Source organism: Pseudomonas sp. S2_H01, from assembly GCF_054668305.1.
Genome location: NZ_CP162756.1, coordinates 1996285 through 2014239, shown reverse-complemented (window position 1 = coordinate 2014239; position 17955 = coordinate 1996285). Strand labels below are relative to the sequence as shown.

Here is a 17955-nt window from a genome sequence, read left to right as displayed (position 1 = left end):
TACAGGGGATAGCGATATGCCGAGGGCCGGCATTATAACGACATGCCGTGGTTAAAGCCTGACTCTTGGTGTGGTCGTGCGTCGGGTCGCGGGGTAGACTTCTCGGCCTTGCCCCTTTCGCCAGTGATGCTTTCCCGATGCTCGAACAGTACGTCAAGAAAATCCTCACCTCTCGCGTCTACGACGTGGCCGTGGAAACCCCGCTTCACGGCGCTCGTCAGCTGTCCGAGCGGCTGGGCAACCAAGTGCTGCTCAAGCGCGAAGACCTGCAGCCGGTGTTCTCGTTCAAGATTCGTGGCGCCTACAACAAGCTGGCGCAGCTGAGCCCGGAAGAGCTGGCGCGGGGCGTGGTCACGGCGTCGGCGGGCAACCACGCGCAAGGCCTGGCGCTGGCGGCGAAGACCTTGGGTGTCTCGGCCACCATCGTGATGCCCAAGACCACCCCGGAGATCAAGGTCGAAGGCGTACGTTCCCGTGGCGGCAAGGTCGTGTTGCACGGGGACTCGTTCCCTGAGGCGCTGGCGTTTTCGCTGAAGCTGGTCGAGGAAAAAGGCTACGTCTACATCCACCCTTACGACGATCCAGACACCATCGCGGGGCAAGGCACGGTGGCCATGGAAATCCTGCGTCAGCACCCGGGCCAGCTCGACGCGATCTTCGTGCCGGTGGGCGGCGGTGGTTTGATCGCCGGCATCGCGGCGTACGTGAAATACCTGCGCCCGGAGATCAAGGTGATCGGCGTCGAGCCGGATGATTCCAACTGCCTGCAGCAGGCCATGGCCTATGGCGAGCGGGTCGTGCTGCAGCAAGTCGGGCTGTTCGCCGACGGCGTGGCCGTTGCACAGATTGGCCAGCACACCTTCGACCTCTGCAAGGATTACGTCGACGAAGTGATCACGGTCAGCACCGACGAGATCTGCGCGGCGATCAAGGACATCTACGACGACACCCGCTCGATCACCGAGCCCGCGGGCGCGCTGGGCGTGGCCGGGATCAAACGCTACACCGAGCAGTATGGCGTCAGCGGCCAGACCTTCGTCGCCATCGACTCGGGCGCCAACGTCAACTTCGACCGCCTGCGCCATGTCGCCGAGCGCGCGGAACTGGGCGAAGGCCGCGAAGCGATCATTGCCGTGACCATCCCCGAGCAGCCGGGCAGTTTCAAGGCGTTCTGCGAAGCCATCGGCAAGCGCCAGATCACCGAATTCAACTACCGCTACCACACTGACCGCGAGGCGCACATCTTCGTCGGCGTGCAGACACACCCCGAGAACGATCCGCGCAAGGCCCTGATCGCCAGCCTGACCGCGCAAGGCTTCCCGGTGCTGGACCTCACCGACAACGAGCTGGCCAAGCTGCACCTGCGGCACATGGTGGGCGGGCATTCGGAACGGGTCAGCGATGAAGTGGTGTTTCGCTTCGAATTCCCCGAGCGGCCGGGCGCGCTGTTCAACTTCCTCAACAAGCTGGGCGGCAAATGGAACATCTCGATGTTCCACTACCGCAACCACGGCGCGGCGGACGGGCGTGTCGTCGCGGGGCTGGTGGTGCCGGAGGATGAACGGCATCTGGTGCCCAAGGCGCTGGCGGAGATTGGTTATCCGTACTGGGATGAGACGAACAACCCGGCGTACAGGCTGTTTCTGGGCTGATTGAGTAGCGCCCACTGTAGGAGCGCGCTTGCCCGCGAATGCGGTGAGTCAGTGAACACATCCATGACTGACACACCGCATTCGCTGCCGTCGTAACCTCCGACGTCTCCCACAGGGACCGGGCACACCCAGAACCCCCGGTTGCCGCAAGACCTCTGCCTGCCGCAAGGCTTGTGACTGCCGCAGAACCTGTGGTTGCCTCAAATGTGCGGCTGGCGCAAACCTGGGGTTGCCTCAAATGTGGCTGGCGCAAACCTGTGGGAGCTGCTGGAGGTTACAGTGGCGAATGCGGTGGGCCAGTCAGCACATCCATGACTGACACACCGCATTCGCGAGCAAGCTCACTCCTACAGGTTTTGCGTTGACGCGCGATACGGGGTGAACTTACAGCACATTCGCGGGCAAGCGCGCTCCTACGCCTTCGGCAGAAGCGGATAACGCCGACGCAACTTCCCGGCCACGACTACGCTCAAAGCACGGCTTCTCGATTAAGGATCAAACCCGCATGGAACACTTCGCTGCACTGAAAATCCTGCACACGGTTACCACCGCCTTGCTGTTCATCTGCGGGCTGGCGCTTACGGTCTGGATCGTTCGCGGGCGCAGGGCAGGGGATTTGACGGTACAGAATCGCGCCATGCAGCGGCCTTGGGTGTTCGTCTGGCTGTTGATGGGGTTGTGCTTACTGACCTTGCCCATCAGTGGCTGGTGGCTGGTGCATTACGCGGGGTGGTCGCTGGGGCAGACCTGGCTCCTGGCCGCGAGCATTCTTTATACCTTCGGCGCCTTGAGCTGGGCCTGGCTTGCGGTGCGGGTCAACCGGCTGCGTCGGCCGGTGATCGTGGGCAATCCGACGTTCACCCTGGCGCTGGCGATCTTCAGTGCCGTGTGTTTCGTCGCGATCGCCGGATTGATGGGCGCCAAACCCGTCTAGAGCAACGTCGATACGACGTGCCCCAGTGCGGGCCTCTTCAGTCGCGCAGCGAAATCACTGGCCAGCCGCGACGGGTGGCCTCCGCCCGCAGTTTGTCGTCCGGATCGACCGCCACCGGATTCGCGACCTGCTCCAGCAGGGGCAGGTCGTTCATCGAGTCGCTATAGAAATAGCTGCCTTCCAGGTTGAAGCCGTTCTCTTCGATCCAGCGGTTCAGGCGAGTGACCTTGCCTTCGCGGAAGCAAGGCACGTCAGTGGTCCGACCGGTGTAGCGACCCTCGACGATCTCGCATTCGGTGGCCAGCAGCGTGTCGATGCCCAGGCGATCAACGACCGGGGCGGTCACGAAGCGGTTCGTCGCGGTGATCACCACCAGTTTGTCGCCCGCAGTACGGTGTTTCTCGATCAGCGCCAGCGCCTTGGGCAGGATCAACGGCTCGATGCAGTCGCGCATGAAGTCACGATGCCATTCGTCGAGCTGTGCCATGTCGGTGCGGCCGAGAATTTCCAGGCTGAAATTCAGGTAGTCGGTCAGGTTCAGAGTGCCGGCCAGGTAGTCCTGGTAAAAGGCATCGTTACGCGCTTTGTAGGCGGCACCGTCAAGGATGCCGCGTTCGCACAGGTAATCGCCCCAGGCGTGATCGCTGTCACCGCCGAGAAGGGTGTTGTCGAGGTCGAATAATGCCAGGCGCATGCGGTTACTCGCTGAAATAGCTGAAAAAAGAGCACAAGAATACGAGGTTTCATCAAGAGATCGCATCTATTAATGCAGTTGTCACGATAAGCTGTCGAAGCCTCGTTGCTGCCTTCACGATCTTTGTGGAACAATGCGGCGACATGCGTTTGCGAGGTTGTAGCCGTGATCGACCCCGATGGTTTCCGCCCTAATGTCGGGATAATTCTGACAAATGATGCTGGCCAGGTCTTATGGGCTCGCCGTATCAATCAAGATGCCTGGCAGTTTCCGCAAGGGGGAATCAACCCTCAGGAGACGCCGGAAGACGCGCTCTACCGTGAATTGAACGAAGAAGTCGGGCTGGAACGGCATGATGTTGAAATTCTTGCCTGCACCCGTGGTTGGTTGCGCTATCGTCTGCCGCAACGTTTGGTTCGTACCCACAGCCAGCCGCTGTGTATTGGCCAGAAGCAAAAATGGTTTCTCCTGCGCCTGATCTCCAATGAGCAGCGGGTGCGGATGGATTTGACCGGTAAACCGGAGTTCGATGGCTGGAAGTGGGTCAGCTATTGGTATCCGTTGGGCCAGGTGGTGACATTCAAGCGCGAGGTGTACCGACGCGCACTCAAAGAGCTTGCCCCGCGCCTGTTGGCGCGCGACTGACACGGAGTTCGACCCCGAGCCATGCTCAATACGCTGCGCAAGATCGTCCAGGAAGTTAACTCCGCCAAGGATCTCAAGGCGGCGTTGGGGATTATTGTGTTACGCGTCAAAGAGGCCATGAGCAGCCAGGTCTGCTCGGTCTATTTGCTCGACCCCGAAAGCAATCGTTTCGTGTTGATGGCCACAGAGGGCTTGAACAAGCGCTCTATCGGCAAGGTCAGCATGGCCCCCAATGAGGGTCTCGTCGGCCTGGTCGGTACGCGCGAAGAGCCGCTGAACCTGGAAAACGCCGCCGATCACCCTCGTTATCGCTACTTTGCCGAAACCGGCGAAGAGCGTTATGCGTCTTTCCTCGGTGCGCCGATCATCCACCATCGCCGCGTGGTTGGCGTTCTGGTGATTCAGCAAAAGGAGCGTCGTCAGTTCGACGAGGGCGAAGAAGCCTTCCTCGTGACCATGAGCGCGCAGCTTGCCGGTGTTATCGCCCACGCTGAAGCCACGGGCTCGATTCGCGGATTGGGGCGCCAAGGCAAGGGCATCCAGGAAGCCAAGTTCGTCGGCGTGCCGGGATCGCCGGGTGCGGCGGTCGGTACGGCGCTGGTCATGCTCCCGCCAGCCGACCTTGAAGTGGTGCCGGACAAGACCGTCACCGACATAAGCGCCGAGCTTAAGCTCTTTCAGAACGCCCTTGAGGGCGTTCGTAGCGATATGCGTACCCTTTCGGCGAAGTTGGCTACACAATTGCGCCCGGAAGAGCGTGCGCTGTTCGACGTCTACCTGATGATGCTCGACGATGCCTCGCTGGGCAGCGAAGTCACCAACGTGATCAAGACCGGCCAGTGGGCTCAGGGCGCATTGCGTTCGGTGGTCAACGAGCACGTCAAACGTTTCGAGCTGATGGACGACGCCTACCTGCGCGAGCGTGCATCGGACGTCAAAGACCTGGGTCGTCGTCTGCTGGCGTACCTTCAAGAAGCGCGTCAGCAAGCCCTGGTCTATCCCGACAACACCATTCTGGTCAGTGAAGAGCTGACGCCGGCGATGCTGGGCGAGGTGCCGGAGGGCAAGCTGGTCGGCCTGGTGTCGGTATTGGGTTCGGGTAACTCCCACGTCGCGATTCTGGCCCGGGCCATGGGCATTCCCACGGTCATGGGCGCGGTCGATCTGCCGTATTCGAAGGTCGATGGCATCGAGCTGATCGTCGACGGCTACCACGGCGAGGTCTACACCAACCCGAGTGAAGTGCTGCGCAAGCAGTACTCCGTGGTGGTCGAGGAAGAGCGCCAGCTGTCTCAGGGCCTGGATGCGTTGCGCGAGTTGCCCTGCGTCACGCTGGACGGTCACCGCATGCCGTTGTGGGTCAACACCGGTCTGCTGGCAGACGTGGCGCGCGCTCAACAGCGCGGCGCTGAAGGCGTTGGTCTGTACCGCACCGAAGTCCCGTTCATGATCAACCAGCGCTTCCCGAGCGAGAAGGAACAGCTGGCGATCTACCGCGAGCAACTGGCCGCGTTCCATCCCTTGCCCGTGACCATGCGGACGCTGGACATCGGCGGTGACAAGGCGCTGTCTTATTTCCCGATCAAGGAAGACAACCCGTTTCTGGGCTGGCGCGGCATTCGCGTTACCCTCGATCACCCGGAGATCTTCCTGGTGCAGACCCGCGCCATGCTCAAGGCCAGCGAAGGCTTGAACAACCTGCGGATCCTGCTGCCGATGATTTCCGGCACGCACGAAACCGAAGAAGCCCTGCACCTGATCCACCGTGCGTGGGGCGAAGTGCGCGACGAAGGCACCGATGTGCCGATGCCGCCTGTGGGTGTGATGATTGAAGTCCCTGCGGCGGTCTATCAGACCCGCGAGTTGGCGCGTCAGGTGGACTTCCTGTCGGTAGGCTCCAACGACCTGACTCAGTACCTACTGGCGGTCGACCGGAACAACCCGCGCGTGGCCGATCTGTACGACTACTTGCACCCGGCGGTGCTGCAAGCGCTGCAAAATGTGGTGCGCGACGCGCATGCCGAGGGCAAGCCGGTGAGTATCTGCGGCGAAATGGCGGGTGATCCGGCCGCTGCGGTGCTGTTGATGGCGATGGGTTTCGACAGCCTGTCGATGAACGCCACCAACTTGCCGAAAGTGAAATGGATGCTGCGTCAGATCAACCTGAGCAAGGCCAAGGAACTGTTGGCCCAACTGATGAAAAACGACAATCCGCAGGTCATCAGCAGCTCGCTGCAGCTGGCGCTGAGAAATCTAGGGTTGTCGAGGATGATCAATCCTGGGTCAGTCAAAGGGCATTGATCGGTAGTCAATCCTCTAAAATACCCTCTGTGGGAGCGAATTCATTCGCGAGGGGCCGGTACATTCCACACATGTCTGTCGGATGCACCACCGTATCGCGAATGAATTCGCTCCCACAGGAAATCTGCTTCCGTATGTTAAATCGCTAACTCCACCTCACCCAATCGCCCGCCATACGGCCCGAAACTGTGCTCGATCAATCGCCGACTGCCATCGGCGTTGACGATCAGCACCGTGCTCGCGCGCGTGCCGTAGTTGGGGCTGGCGATGAACACGCTGGACAGCAGTTTCTCGGTGGCCAGGCCCACGCCGGTGCTGGGCAAATCTGCGTCGGCGGCCGCGTCGGGGTCGGCCAGGAATCTGAACAATGCGTCAGGCTGCGGGTCGTCCAGGTGTTCGGAAAGCGCGGCCTTGGCTTTCGTCAGTTTCGGCCATGGCGTATCGAGCCCGGCGTTGGAGACACCGTAGACGCCGGCCTGCAAGCGGCGGGGCACGGGATCGGTGGCGTTGAGAAAGTGCAGCTCCTGACGATCACCCACCAGTAGATTGAAGCCGCCGTACTCTGTCGAACGCCCGGCGACTTCGCTCAGGTATTGGTCAATCGACAATGAACCGCTCAAAAAATGAGCAACGAGTTCACCCCGGGAGCGTCGGCCCAAGGGCTTTCCCGGGGCGCGAATATTGGTCAGTGCCGCAAAACGCCCCTGCGCACTGACACCCAGCCACGTGCCGCCTGCCTCCAGATCACGCCCGGCGTAAACGTGCGGCGTCTCTTCCCATTGCGCGAGGGGCAGGGTCGGACGGGCATAGAATTCGTCACGGTTGGCCGCCAGGATCAGCGGTTGTGAGTGGTCAGGTCGCCAGGCGAAGACGATCAGGCACATGCGGGGCCTCCTTTTTTCGCCACTCTACGCACAGATCCGGCGGACATCCATCGCGCGCTGCTAGAGGTCAATTGCCGGGTCCGGTAACATGCCGCACTGGTTTTCGGAGGCACCCATGGAATTTCTGCTCTATCTGGCCCTGGGCGCCTGCGCGGGCGTGCTGGCTGGCCTGTTCGGTGTGGGTGGCGGCATCATCATCGTTCCGGTGTTGGTGTTCAGCTTCACGCTGCAAGGGTTCGACGCTTCCGTTCTGACGCACCTGGCGGTGGGGACCTCGCTGGCCACCATCGTCTTCACCTCGATCCAGTCGGTCCGCGCGCATCATCGCGTGGGAGCCGTGCAGTGGCGGGTGTTCGCCTGGATGACCGTGGGGATTCTCATCGGTGCAGGGCTCGGCTCGCTGACGGCCAGCTACATTGCCGGGCCTAATTTGCAGAAAATCATCGGGGTGTTCGCCATTCTGGTGGCGATCCAGATGGCGCTGAACTTCAAACCCAAGGCCAGTCTGGGCGTCCCCGGCAAGCCGGGTTTGACCGCGGCAGGCGTGGTGATCGGTTGGGCATCGGCGATTTTCGGCATCGGCGGCGGTTCGCTCACGGTGCCGTTTCTGACGTGGCGCAGTCTGACCATGCAGCAAGCCGTCGCGACATCATCGGCCTGTGGGTTTCCCATCGCGGTGGCCAGTGCCATAAGTTTCATGATTCTTGGGTGGCACGACCCCATGTTGCCACCGCATAGTTTGGGTTTCGTGTATTTGCCCGCATTGATTGGCATTGCCGTAACCAGCATGTTTTTCGCCCGTTTCGGCGCGAAGCTGGCGCACAAACTGTCACCCAGGGTGCTGAAACGACTGTTCGCGCTGTTGCTGGTAGTGGTCGGTACAAGTTTTCTGATTTGATCTGTCGCTCCCCGAGCGTCCTATTTTTAAGGAGTCGCAATGCTGCCTTACCCGCAGATTGACCCGGTAGCCGTGGCCATCGGTCCGCTGCAAATTCACTGGTACGGCCTGATGTATCTGGTCGGCATCGGCAGTGCCTGGTTTCTGGCTTCACGTCGTCTGAATCGATTCGACCCGACGTGGACCAAGGAAAAACTCTCGGACATGATCTTCTGGGTCGCGATGGGTGTAATCGTCGGAGGGCGGCTGGGCTACGTGCTGTTCTATGACCTGCCTAACTACATCGCCAACCCGCTGCTGATCTTCGAGGTGTGGAAGGGCGGCATGGCGTTCCACGGTGGCTTCATCGGTGTGATGATCGCGACCTACTGGTTCGGCAAGCGCAACGGCAAGTCGTTCTTCCAGTTGATGGACTTCATCGCGCCGATGGTGCCGATCGGCCTGGGCGCCGGGCGCATCGGTAACTTCATCAATGGCGAATTGTGGGGCAAACCGACCGACCTACCTTGGGCCATGGTTTTCCCGCCGTACAGCGACCCTGCACAGCTGCCGCGTCATCCGTCGCAGCTCTACCAGTTCGCGCTGGAAGGTGTGGCATTGTTCGTCATTCTTTACTTCTTTTCACGCAAGCCGCGTCCGACCATGGCCGTATCCGGCATGTTCGCGCTGTTCTACGGGATTTTCCGTTTCGTCGTGGAATTCGTTCGCGTGCCGGATGCCCAGTTGGGTTACCTGGCCTGGGGTTGGGTCACCATGGGGCAGATCCTCAGCCTGCCGATGATCATCGGTGGTCTGGTGTTGATCTGGCTGGCGTACCACCGCGCGCCTGCTGCCAACAAGGCAGCCGTTTGATTTGAATGGCCGGGCCTGCACGCCCGGCGGATTCACCGATACAGAGGGCCTTTGGGCATGAAGCAATACCTTGAGCTGTTACAGGACGTCATTGCCAACGGGACGCGTAAGGGCGACCGCACCGGCACCGGCACCACCGCTGTGTTCGGTCGTCAGATTCGCCACAATCTGGCCGATGGTTTCCCGCTGCTGACCACCAAGAAGCTGCACTTCAAGAGCATCGCCAACGAGCTCATCTGGATGCTCAGTGGCAACACCAACACCAAATGGTTGAACGAAAATGGCGTGACCATCTGGGATGAGTGGGCGACCGAAGAGGGCGATCTGGGGCCTGTCTACGGCGCGCAATGGACCGGCTGGCCAACGAAGGACGGCGGGAAGATCAACCAGATCGACTACATGGTCGACTGCCTGAAAAACAACCCGAACAGCCGCCGCATCCTGTTCCACGGCTGGAACACCGAATACCTGCCCGACGAGAAACTCTCGCCGCAGGAGAACGTGAAGGCCGGGCGTCAGGCGCTGGCGGTGTGTCATCTGCTGTACCAGGCGTTCGTTGCCGACGGCAAGCTGTCCATGCAGTTGTACATTCGCAGCTCCGACGTGTTCCTCGGCCTGCCGTACAACATCGCCGCATTGGCGCTGCTGACCCATATGCTGGCCCAGCAATGCGACCTGATCCCGCACGAGATCATCGTGAGTCTGGGTGATACCCATGCGTATTCGAACCACGAAGAGCAGATTGCCACCCAACTGACCCGTACGCCCAAAAAGCTGCCTCAGTTGAAGATCAACCGTCGCCCGGAAAGCATCTACGACTACCGCTTCGAAGATTTCGAAATCGTGGGCTACGACGCCGACCCGAGCATCAAGGCGCCGGTGGCCGTTTAAGTCGAATGTTCGTAACCTCGGATTGCTCCTACAAAGATCGCGTAATGCCGTGGGTGCTGCCCGGCACAATCCTTGTGGGAGCTGCAGGAGGTTACGACGGTGGCGAATGCGGTCTGTCACCCGCCGGAAGTGCGTTGACTGTACCGGCCTCTTCGCGGCCCTCGTAACCTCGGACTGCTCCTACAGGGATCGCGTGACGCGATGGTGGCCCAACACCAATACAGGGACCGCGTGCTGCGATGGTGGTGCCCGGCACAAACCGTGTGGGAGCTGCAAGAGGTTACGACGGTGGCGAATGCGGTCTATCACCCGCCAGAAGTGCGTTGGCTGTACCGGCCTCTTCGCGGCCCTCGTAACCTCGGACTGCTCCTACAGGGACCGCGTGACGCGATGGTGGCCCACCACCAATACAGGGACCGCGTGCTGCGATGGTGGTGCCCGGCACAAATCTTGTGGGAGCTGCCGGAGGTTACGACGGTGGCGAATGCGGTCTATCACCCGCCAGAAGTGCGTTGGCTGTACCGGCCTCTTCGCGGCCCTCGTAACCTCGGACTACTCCTACAGGGACCGCGTGACGCGATGGTGGCCCAACACAAATACAGGGACCGCGTGCTGCGATGGTGGTGCCCGGCACAAACCGTGTGGTAGCTGCAGGAGGTTACGACGGTGGCGAATGCGGTCTATCACCCGCCAGAAGTGCGTTGGCTGTACCGGCCTCTTCGCGGCCCTCTAAACTCGGACTGCTTACAGGGATCGCGGCGGTTTGATGCTTGCGGTGCACTTCCCGCCGAGAAGGATTTCTGGGATTCCAGATTACGTATAAAACCGCACAAACCTTCTATGTTCTAACCGGTACGAACTTGTTTTGTTTTGGTTTATATGTCGGCATGGAAGTTCGTATTGTTGCAGTTGTGTAATAACTGTTTTGCAAGGTGGTAAACAAAATTGTCTTGATAGATATTTTCAATCTACAGATTGAAACTATCGAGTTTAAATCCGTTGAATGTTTGTTCTATAGTCGGCGTCTACCCGAAAGTCTTAGCCTGACACGCGTTTGGAAATAGCCATCCATGACCACGACGAACTTCAGCACTGACACCTTCTCCGACCACACCTCCGGTCTTTATCGCACCGCCGCAAGAATACTCAACGAAGCCGGGATCCAGATTAATGGAACGGCCCCTTCGGATATCCGTTTCAATGGTCCAGGCGTTATCGAAAGGGCGTTTGCGCAAGGGAATCTGGGGTTGGGCGAGGCGTACATGGATGGCCAGTGGGACAGCGAACATCTGGACGAGTTTTTCCACCGGTTGCTCAAGACCGGGATGACCGATGATGTGAAACCCGTCCGCCTGGTGTTGTATGCACTGATGGCGAAGTTCATGAACCGTCAGAACATCAAACGTTCCAAAACGGTCGGCGAAGTGCATTACGACCTCGGCAACGAATTCTATTCGACCATGCTCGATTCCCGAATGACCTACACCTGTGGGTATTGGGAGAACGCGAGCAATCTGGAAGAAGCGCAAGCCGCCAAGCTGGACCTGATATGCCGCAAACTTCAATTGAAGCCGGGTATGCGGGTGTTGGACATCGGCTGTGGTTGGGGAAGCTTCATGAGTTACGCCGCTGAACACTACGGTGTGGAGGCGGTGGGCGTGAGCATTTCAAAAGAGCAGATCGCCTGGGCCAAAGAGCGGTACAAGGACCTGCCACTGGAGTTCCGCTTCCAGGACTATCGCGAACTGGATGAGCCGTTCGATGCCATCGCCAGTGTCGGTATGTTTGAGCACGTAGGTCGCAAGAATCATCGCGAATACATGGAACTGGCCCACCGTTGTTTGAAACCGGGTGGATTGTTTCTGTTGCACACCATCGGCAAGAACCAGCGCAATTCTTATCCTGATCCCTGGATCGACAAATACATATTCCCCAACGGTGATCTGCCGTCGATAGGCCAGATGGGCGATGCCATGGACGGGTTGTTTGTCGTCGAAGACTTGCACAACTTCGGTTCCGATTACGACAAGACACTGATGGCCTGGCACGACAACTTCATGAAAGCCTGGCCGCAGTTCGAGGCGCAGTTGGGTGAGCGCTTCTTCCGCATGTGGCGTTATTACCTGCTGTCTTGCGCTGGGGCGTTCCGGGCACGAGACATCCAGCTGTGGCAGTGGGTCCTGTCCAAAGGCGGCGTGCCACACGGCTACCATCGCAGCCAGATCTAACCCTCTCTACCCGTAGGAGCGCGCTTGCCCGCGATGAACGATGACGAGTTCTGCCTGAGGGACCGCATTGTATTTTTCGCGGGCAAGCGCGCTCCTACATGGCGGCAGGGTCATCACTGCACGCTATCGATCAATAAATAACCGATTGAATTCCTCTATTCACCCAGTGCGGACTCACAATGAGCGTATGCGCCGGGTTTTCCTTATCGTTCTCCCCATCGGACAGACAAAGGTCGGCTTCAACAGAGGTCGCCCAAACAGTGATCATCTGTGGAGAAAAGCGCATGAGCAACAAACTGACGACCGCATTCGGCGCCCCCGTAGTCGATAACCAGAACATCCAGACCGCTGGCCCGAACGGCCCTGCGCTGCTGCAGGATGTCTGGTTCCTGGAAAAGCTGGCTCACTTTGATCGCGAAGTGATCCCGGAGCGCCGCATGCACGCCAAAGGCTCGGGCGCATTCGGCACCTTCACGGTGACCCACGACATCACCCAATACACCCGTGCAAAACTCTTCTCGCAGGTCGGCAAGCAGACTGAAATGTTCGCCCGCTTCTCTACCGTTGCCGGTGAGCGTGGCGCGGCGGACGCCGAACGCGACATCCGTGGTTTTGCGCTGAAGTTCTACACCGAAGAAGGCAACTGGGACCTGGTCGGCAACAACACACCAGTGTTCTTCCTGCGCGATCCGCTCAAATTCCCGGACCTGAACCACGCCGTGAAACGCGATCCACGCACCGGCATGCGTAGCGCCGAGAACAACTGGGACTTCTGGACTCAGCTGCCTGAGTCGTTCCACCAGGTCACTGTGGTCATGAGTGAGCGCGGTATTCCGCGCAGCTACCGTGAGATGCACGGTTTCGGCAGCCACACCTACAGCTTCCTGAACGCGCAGCATGAGCGCTTCTGGGTGAAGTTCCACTTCGTCTCGCAGCAAGGCATCGCCAACCTGAGCGACGCCGAAGCACAGGATCTGGTCGGTCGTGACCGTGAGTCGCACCACCGTGACCTGTACGAGAACATCGAGAGCGGCAACTTCCCGCGCTGGAAACTGTTCGTGCAGATCATGCCGGAGAAGGAAGCAGGCGCGTATCACATCAACCCGTTCGACCTGACCAAAGTCTGGCCGAAGGCTGATTACCCGCTGATCGAAGTGGGTGTGTTCGAGCTGAACCGCAACCCGGAAAACAACTTTGCCGACGTCGAACAGGCTGCCTTCGCGCCCTCCAGCGTCGTACCGGGCATCAGCTTCTCGCCAGACAAGATGCTGCAAGGCCGGTTGTTCTCCTACGGTGATGCGCAGCGCTACCGCTTGACCGTCAACTTTCACCAGATCCCGGTGAACTCGCCACGGGCTGCGCTGCACGTGAACAGCTACCACCGCGACGGCGTGATGCGGATCGACGGTAATCGCGGCGGCATGACCTCATACGAGCCCAACACCAAGGGCGCGTTCGTGGAACAACCTGATTTCAGAGAGCCACCGCTCTCTATCGAAGGCGCGGCGGGGCACTGGAATCACCGTGTGGATGACGACTACTTCTCGCAGGCGGGCAACCTGTTCCGCAACATGAGCCCGACAGAGAAACAGTCCCTGTTCGACAACACCGCTCGCTCACTGCGCGGTGTGTCGGCTCCGATCATTCAGCTGCACATCAAGCACTGCACCCTGGCGGATGCGGCGTACGGCGCTGGCGTGACGGAGGCGATTGAGCGCATTCACCACGCGTGATCACCGCTAAAACAACGCCCCCGACCTGAGAGCCAGGTCGGGGGCTTTTTTGTATCCACACGTTGACGCGTCCAATGTAGGAGCGCGCTTGCCCGCGATGGGGAGTCTCGTGACGAATATGTCGATTTGAGGACCCTTATCGCGGGCAAGCGCGCTCCTACAATGGATCGCATTGATCAATGCCCGTGGCTTCTGCCCACATGGGACTGCTCAACCTCAGGCGTGACCACGCTGCCGCTCACTTCCAGCCGATCCAGAATCCCGCAATGGTCCGGCGCACCTTCACTGCAACGCTGGCGCAGATCGACCAGCTGCTCCTGTAATGCCTGCAAGCTGGCGATGCGCGCGCTGACGTGCCGGATATGCTCGTCGATCAGGGCGTTCACGTTCTCGCACTGATCCTGCGGGCTGTCGCGCAGGGTCAGCAGGCTGCGGATTTCATCCAGGGTCATGTCCAGGCTGCGGCAGTTGCGAATGAACGTCAGGCGCTCGACGTGCTCTTGGGTGTACAGCCGATAATTGCCTTCGCTACGTGCGGGTTCAGCCAGCAGCCCCTCACGCTCGTAATAACGGATGGTTTCCACCGGGCAGTCGGTGAGTTTGGCCAGTTCGCCGATCTTGAAAGACGCGTTCATGGTCATCGCTCTCAAATGGTGTCTTGACCCTATAGTGGCTACAGGGTGTTCACTTGGCAACACGCACCTTTAGAGACTCAACCCATGAGTGACTCTGTACACAAACATTCGCCTCAACGTCCGCTTGATCATGCGCATTCAGATCATGACCATGCCGGGCACGATCACTCGGCCCATGGGCATGACCACGATCACGATCACGCTGCCGACAATCATTCGGCTCCAGTGAAATTCACCCCCGTGGTTAAGCACGAGCACCACGCGCATTCCTGCTGCTCCCACGAAAGCGCCCCGGCCGTCGTGAGCGTTGGCAATGGCTCCACGGAAAACGCGCAGCTGAGCAGTTTCCGCATCGAAGCCATGGACTGCCCGACCGAGCAGACGTTGATCCAGAACAAGCTGGGCAAGATGTCTGGCATCCAGAAGCTGGAATTCAACCTGATCAACCGCGTGCTCGGCGTCTGGCATGAGTTGCCATCGACCGACCCCATCCGCGAGGCCATCGGGTCGTTGGGCATGCAGGCTGATTTGATCGAGCAGGGCGCCGACAGTGAAACGGCGTCGTTGCCGGCGCCTAAAAAGCCTTGGTGGCCGCTGGCGCTGTCGGGCGTCATGGCCGTGGCGGCCGAGGTCATTCACTTCACCGATGCCGCCCCCAATTGGGTGGTGGCGATCGTTGCTCTGGTCGCCATTCTCAGCGGCGGCTTGACCACCTATAAGAAGGGCTGGATTGCGCTCAAGAACTTCAACCTGAACATCAATGCGCTGATGAGCATTGCCGTCACCGGTGCCGTGCTGATCGGGCAATGGCCGGAAGCAGCGATGGTGATGTTCCTGTTCACCGTGGCTGAACTGATCGAGGCCAAATCCCTTGATCGCGCGCGCAATGCCATTGGCGGTCTGATGCAGCTCACGCCTGAAACCGCGACCGTGCAGCAGGACGGTCAGTGGGTGGAGGTCGAGGTCAAGCAGATCGCGCTGGGCAGCGTTGTGCGGGTCAAACCGGGTGAGCGTATCGGTCTGGACGGTGAGGTGGTTTCAGGTCAGTCGACGATTGACCAGGCGCCGATCACGGGTGAGAGCCTGCCGGTGGAAAAAACCGTGGGCGACAAGGTGTTCGCGGGCACCATCAATCAGGCCGGCTCGCTGGAATACGCGGTGACGGCGGCTGCGAACAACTCGACGCTGGCGCGGATCATTCATGCGGTCGAAGCGGCTCAAGGCGCGCGTGCGCCGACGCAGCGTTTCGTCGACAGTTTCTCGAAAATATATACGCCTGCGGTGTTCCTCCTGGCGTTGGCCGTGGCCGTCATCCCTCCGCTGTTCATGGACGCGGCCTGGTTTGACTGGATTTATCGCGCGCTGGTGTTGCTGGTGGTGGCGTGTCCGTGTGCGCTGGTGATTTCTACACCGGTGAGCATTGTCAGCGGCCTGGCGGCTGCGGCGCGCAAAGGGATTCTGGTGAAGGGCGGCGTCTACCTGGAAATGGGCCATAAGCTCGATTACCTGGCGCTGGACAAGACGGGGACCATTACCCATGGCAAGCCGGTCCAGACCGACTACGTGGTGCTCGATGAGGCGTTCGGCGAGAAAGCCGTGGCGATTTCGGCAAGCCTGGCGGGGCGTTCCGATCACCCGGTTTCTCAGGCGATTGCCACGTCGGCCCGGTTGGACGTGCATCTGCAGGTTGAATCGTTCGAAGCGCTCAGCGGACGCGGCGTGAAAGGTGAAGTCGAAGGGCGGCTGTACCACTTGGGCAACCACCGTCTGGTGCACGAGGCTGGGCTGTGTTCGCCTGAGCTTGAGGCGCGACTTGAGGCGCTTGAAAGCCAGGGCAAAACGGTGGTGTTGCTGTTTGATGAGACAGGTCCGCTGGCGCTGTTCGCAGTCGCCGATACCGTCAAGGACAGCAGCCGGGAGGCCATCGCGCAACTGCATGCGCTGGGCGTGAAAACCGTGATGCTCACGGGCGATAACCCGCACACGGCCAAGGCGATTGCGGCCCAGGTGGGTATCGATCAGGCGCAGGGCAACCTGTTGCCGACCGACAAGCTGCAAGCTATCGAGGATCTTTATGCGAAGAATCACCGTGTCGGCATGGTCGGCGACGGGATCAACGACGCACCGGCGCTGGCGCGCGCAGAGATCGGTTTTGCCATGGCGGCGGCCGGGACCGACACGGCGATAGAGACTGCCGATGTCGCCTTGATGGACGATGATTTGCGCAAGATCCCGGCGTTCATCCGGCTGTCGCGAGACACCTCGGCAGTGCTCAAGCAAAACATCGCGCTGGCGCTGGTGATCAAAGTGATCTTCCTGGCCGTGACCTTTGCGGGTGTCGCGACCATGTGGATGGCGGTGTTCGCCGACATGGGCGTGAGCCTGCTGGTGGTGTTCAACGGGTTGCGGTTGTTGAGGAAGTAAGCAGTCCCGCGCCTATGTGGGTACATCGCACTGTATGCCGGCTTGCTGGCGAATGCGGTGGGTCAGCTCCCTCCACAGTGACTGACACTCCGCTTTCGCTGCCCTCGTAACCTCGGACGTCTCCCACAGGGTCCGGGTTGACGCACGAACGTGTGTTCACCTCAGACCTGTGGGAGCGAGCCTGCTCGCGAATGCATCTGACCCGTCACCGCTGCGGTGCCTGAACGGACGTCTTCGCGAGCAAGCTACAACCTTGATCGTGCCCTCGCTTGGCGTGGGCACGCCCGGCCCGGACACTCCGCGTCCCGTGACGCGGAGCGTCACAGAATTCATGCCCACGCGTAGCGTGGGTACGATCATCACAGAGGGCGTTTTACTTTCTGTACTTCTCGCGTCCCCAGGCGATCATGCCTTCCAGCAACGCCTTCAACACCTCGCGGGTCGGCTCTGCCAGGTCCGCGCGGTAATGAAAGGGTACGAACTCCTCCATGTACGTGCTTTGCACCAGTTCCAGTTGCACGGCGTGGATGTGTTCGGCCGGGTTGCCGTAATGACGCGTTATGTGGCCGCCCTTGAAGCGCCCGTTGAGCACGTGGCTGTAGAGCTTGGCGGCGGCGCAGGTGGCTTCCAGACGACGGGCCAGCGACTCGTCGCAGCTGGCGCCGTTGAATGTGCCGAGGTTGAAGTCCGGCAGGCGGCCGTCGAACAGGTGCGGGATGTGCCCGCGAATCGAATGCGCATCAAACAGCAGGGCATAGCCGAACTCGTCGCGCAGACGCTCCAGCTCGTTGCGCAACGTGTCGTGGTACGGCGTCCAGATCTGCTCCAGGTACGTCGCGCGCTCTTCCTTGCTCGGCGTTTTGCCTTCTTTGAAGAGCGGATCGCCCTCGAACAGTGTCGACGGGAACAGCCCGGTGGTGGCGCCGGCGTACAGCGGCGTGTCGTCGGACGGGCGATTGAGGTCGATCACGAAGCGCGAATATTCGGCGCTCAACACGCTTGCGCCCAGGTCATGTGCGAAGTCGTAGAGGCGCGGGATGTGCCAGTCGGTGTCCGGCAGGCTCACGGCCTCGTCGACCAGGCCCTCACGCACGGTCGGCGTCAGGTTCAGGCCAGGGTGCGGCATGCTGATCAGCAGCGGTACGCGACCGCGAGTGAAACTCAGAACCTTGTCCACAGTAGTC

At 60.2% G+C, this 17955-nt stretch carries 15 protein-coding genes; 10 read left to right on the top strand and 5 right to left on the bottom strand.

The features are described 5' to 3' along the window. Positions 1–137: 137 nt before the first annotated feature. Together ilvA and AB4N84_RS08805 are read left to right on the top strand one after the other, a co-directional pair. On the top strand, positions 138–1652 hold the full coding sequence (gene ilvA, locus AB4N84_RS08810; protein ID WP_460046017.1) for a threonine ammonia-lyase, biosynthetic: 1515 nt from the start codon (positions 138–140) through the stop codon (positions 1650–1652). Positions 1653–2157: 505 nt separating this feature from the next. After that, positions 2158–2586, top strand: a complete 429-nt coding sequence (locus AB4N84_RS08805) for a DUF2269 family protein (protein WP_074751430.1) — start codon at positions 2158–2160, stop codon at positions 2584–2586. 37 nt (positions 2587–2623) lie between these two features. Here the strand turns inward: AB4N84_RS08805 and AB4N84_RS08800 are convergent, their stop codons facing one another. Then, positions 2624–3280 (bottom strand): histidinol-phosphatase, encoded by a 657-nt coding sequence (locus AB4N84_RS08800; RefSeq protein WP_460046015.1) that lies wholly within the window; start codon positions 3278–3280, stop codon positions 2624–2626. Positions 3281–3445: 165 nt separating this feature from the next. Between AB4N84_RS08800 and AB4N84_RS08795 the strand changes: the two genes are divergently transcribed. Next, positions 3446–3925, top strand: coding sequence for an RNA pyrophosphohydrolase (locus AB4N84_RS08795; RefSeq protein WP_074751434.1), 480 nt, complete (start codon positions 3446–3448; stop codon positions 3923–3925). A gap of 21 nt (positions 3926–3946) precedes the next feature. Continuing rightward, a complete protein-coding gene (gene ptsP, locus AB4N84_RS08790; protein WP_460046013.1) occupies positions 3947–6226 on the top strand; it encodes a phosphoenolpyruvate--protein phosphotransferase in 2280 nt (759 codons plus the stop codon). A gap of 137 nt (positions 6227–6363) precedes the next feature. Here ptsP and AB4N84_RS08785 read toward each other — a convergent pair whose 3' ends face one another. Further along, on the bottom strand, positions 6364–7110 hold the full coding sequence (locus AB4N84_RS08785) for an NRDE family protein (protein ID WP_460046012.1): 747 nt from the start codon (positions 7108–7110) through the stop codon (positions 6364–6366). Between the two features lie 115 nt (positions 7111–7225). On the opposite strand from AB4N84_RS08785, the gene AB4N84_RS08780 reads away from it, so the two are divergent. The 5 genes from AB4N84_RS08780 (at position 7226) to AB4N84_RS08760 (ending at position 13712) form a co-directional block, all read left to right on the top strand. Beyond that, on the top strand, positions 7226–8008 hold the full coding sequence (locus tag AB4N84_RS08780; RefSeq protein WP_460046011.1) for a sulfite exporter TauE/SafE family protein: 783 nt from the start codon (positions 7226–7228) through the stop codon (positions 8006–8008). 39 nt (positions 8009–8047) lie between these two features. Then, positions 8048–8860, top strand: coding sequence for a prolipoprotein diacylglyceryl transferase (lgt, locus tag AB4N84_RS08775; RefSeq protein WP_460046010.1), 813 nt, complete (start codon positions 8048–8050; stop codon positions 8858–8860). Between the two features lie 57 nt (positions 8861–8917). Continuing rightward, entirely contained in the window at positions 8918–9751 is an 834-nt protein-coding gene (locus tag AB4N84_RS08770) for a thymidylate synthase (protein ID WP_074751444.1), read from the top strand. Positions 9752–10821: 1070 nt separating this feature from the next. Next, on the top strand, positions 10822–11979 hold the full coding sequence (gene cfa, locus AB4N84_RS08765; protein ID WP_460046009.1) for a cyclopropane fatty acyl phospholipid synthase: 1158 nt from the start codon (positions 10822–10824) through the stop codon (positions 11977–11979). A gap of 284 nt (positions 11980–12263) precedes the next feature. After that, entirely contained in the window at positions 12264–13712 is a 1449-nt protein-coding gene (locus tag AB4N84_RS08760) for a catalase (RefSeq protein ID WP_460046007.1), read from the top strand. A 176-nt stretch (positions 13713–13888) separates the two neighbouring features. Here AB4N84_RS08760 and cadR read toward each other — a convergent pair whose 3' ends face one another. Then, positions 13889–14347: a Cd(II)/Pb(II)-responsive transcriptional regulator gene (gene cadR, locus AB4N84_RS08755; RefSeq protein WP_460046006.1), complete on the bottom strand. Its 459-nt coding sequence runs from the start codon at positions 14345–14347 to the stop codon at positions 13889–13891. A 138-nt stretch (positions 14348–14485) separates the two neighbouring features. After that, positions 14486–14614, bottom strand: a complete 129-nt coding sequence (locus tag AB4N84_RS08750) for a hypothetical protein (protein ID WP_425262211.1) — start codon at positions 14612–14614, stop codon at positions 14486–14488. Between AB4N84_RS08750 and AB4N84_RS08745 the strand changes: the two genes are divergently transcribed. Further along, entirely contained in the window at positions 14573–16771 is a 2199-nt protein-coding gene (locus AB4N84_RS08745) for a heavy metal translocating P-type ATPase (RefSeq protein ID WP_460046972.1), read from the top strand. The genes AB4N84_RS08750 and AB4N84_RS08745 overlap by 42 nt on opposite strands. Positions 16772–17144: 373 nt before the next feature. Here the strand turns inward: AB4N84_RS08745 and hutG are convergent, their stop codons facing one another. Beyond that, the gene (gene hutG, locus AB4N84_RS08740) at positions 17145–17948 is read right to left on the bottom strand and encodes an N-formylglutamate deformylase (RefSeq protein WP_460046005.1); all 804 of its coding nucleotides are present in this window, start codon (positions 17946–17948) and stop codon (positions 17145–17147) included. Between the last annotated feature and the right edge of the window lie 7 nt (positions 17949–17955).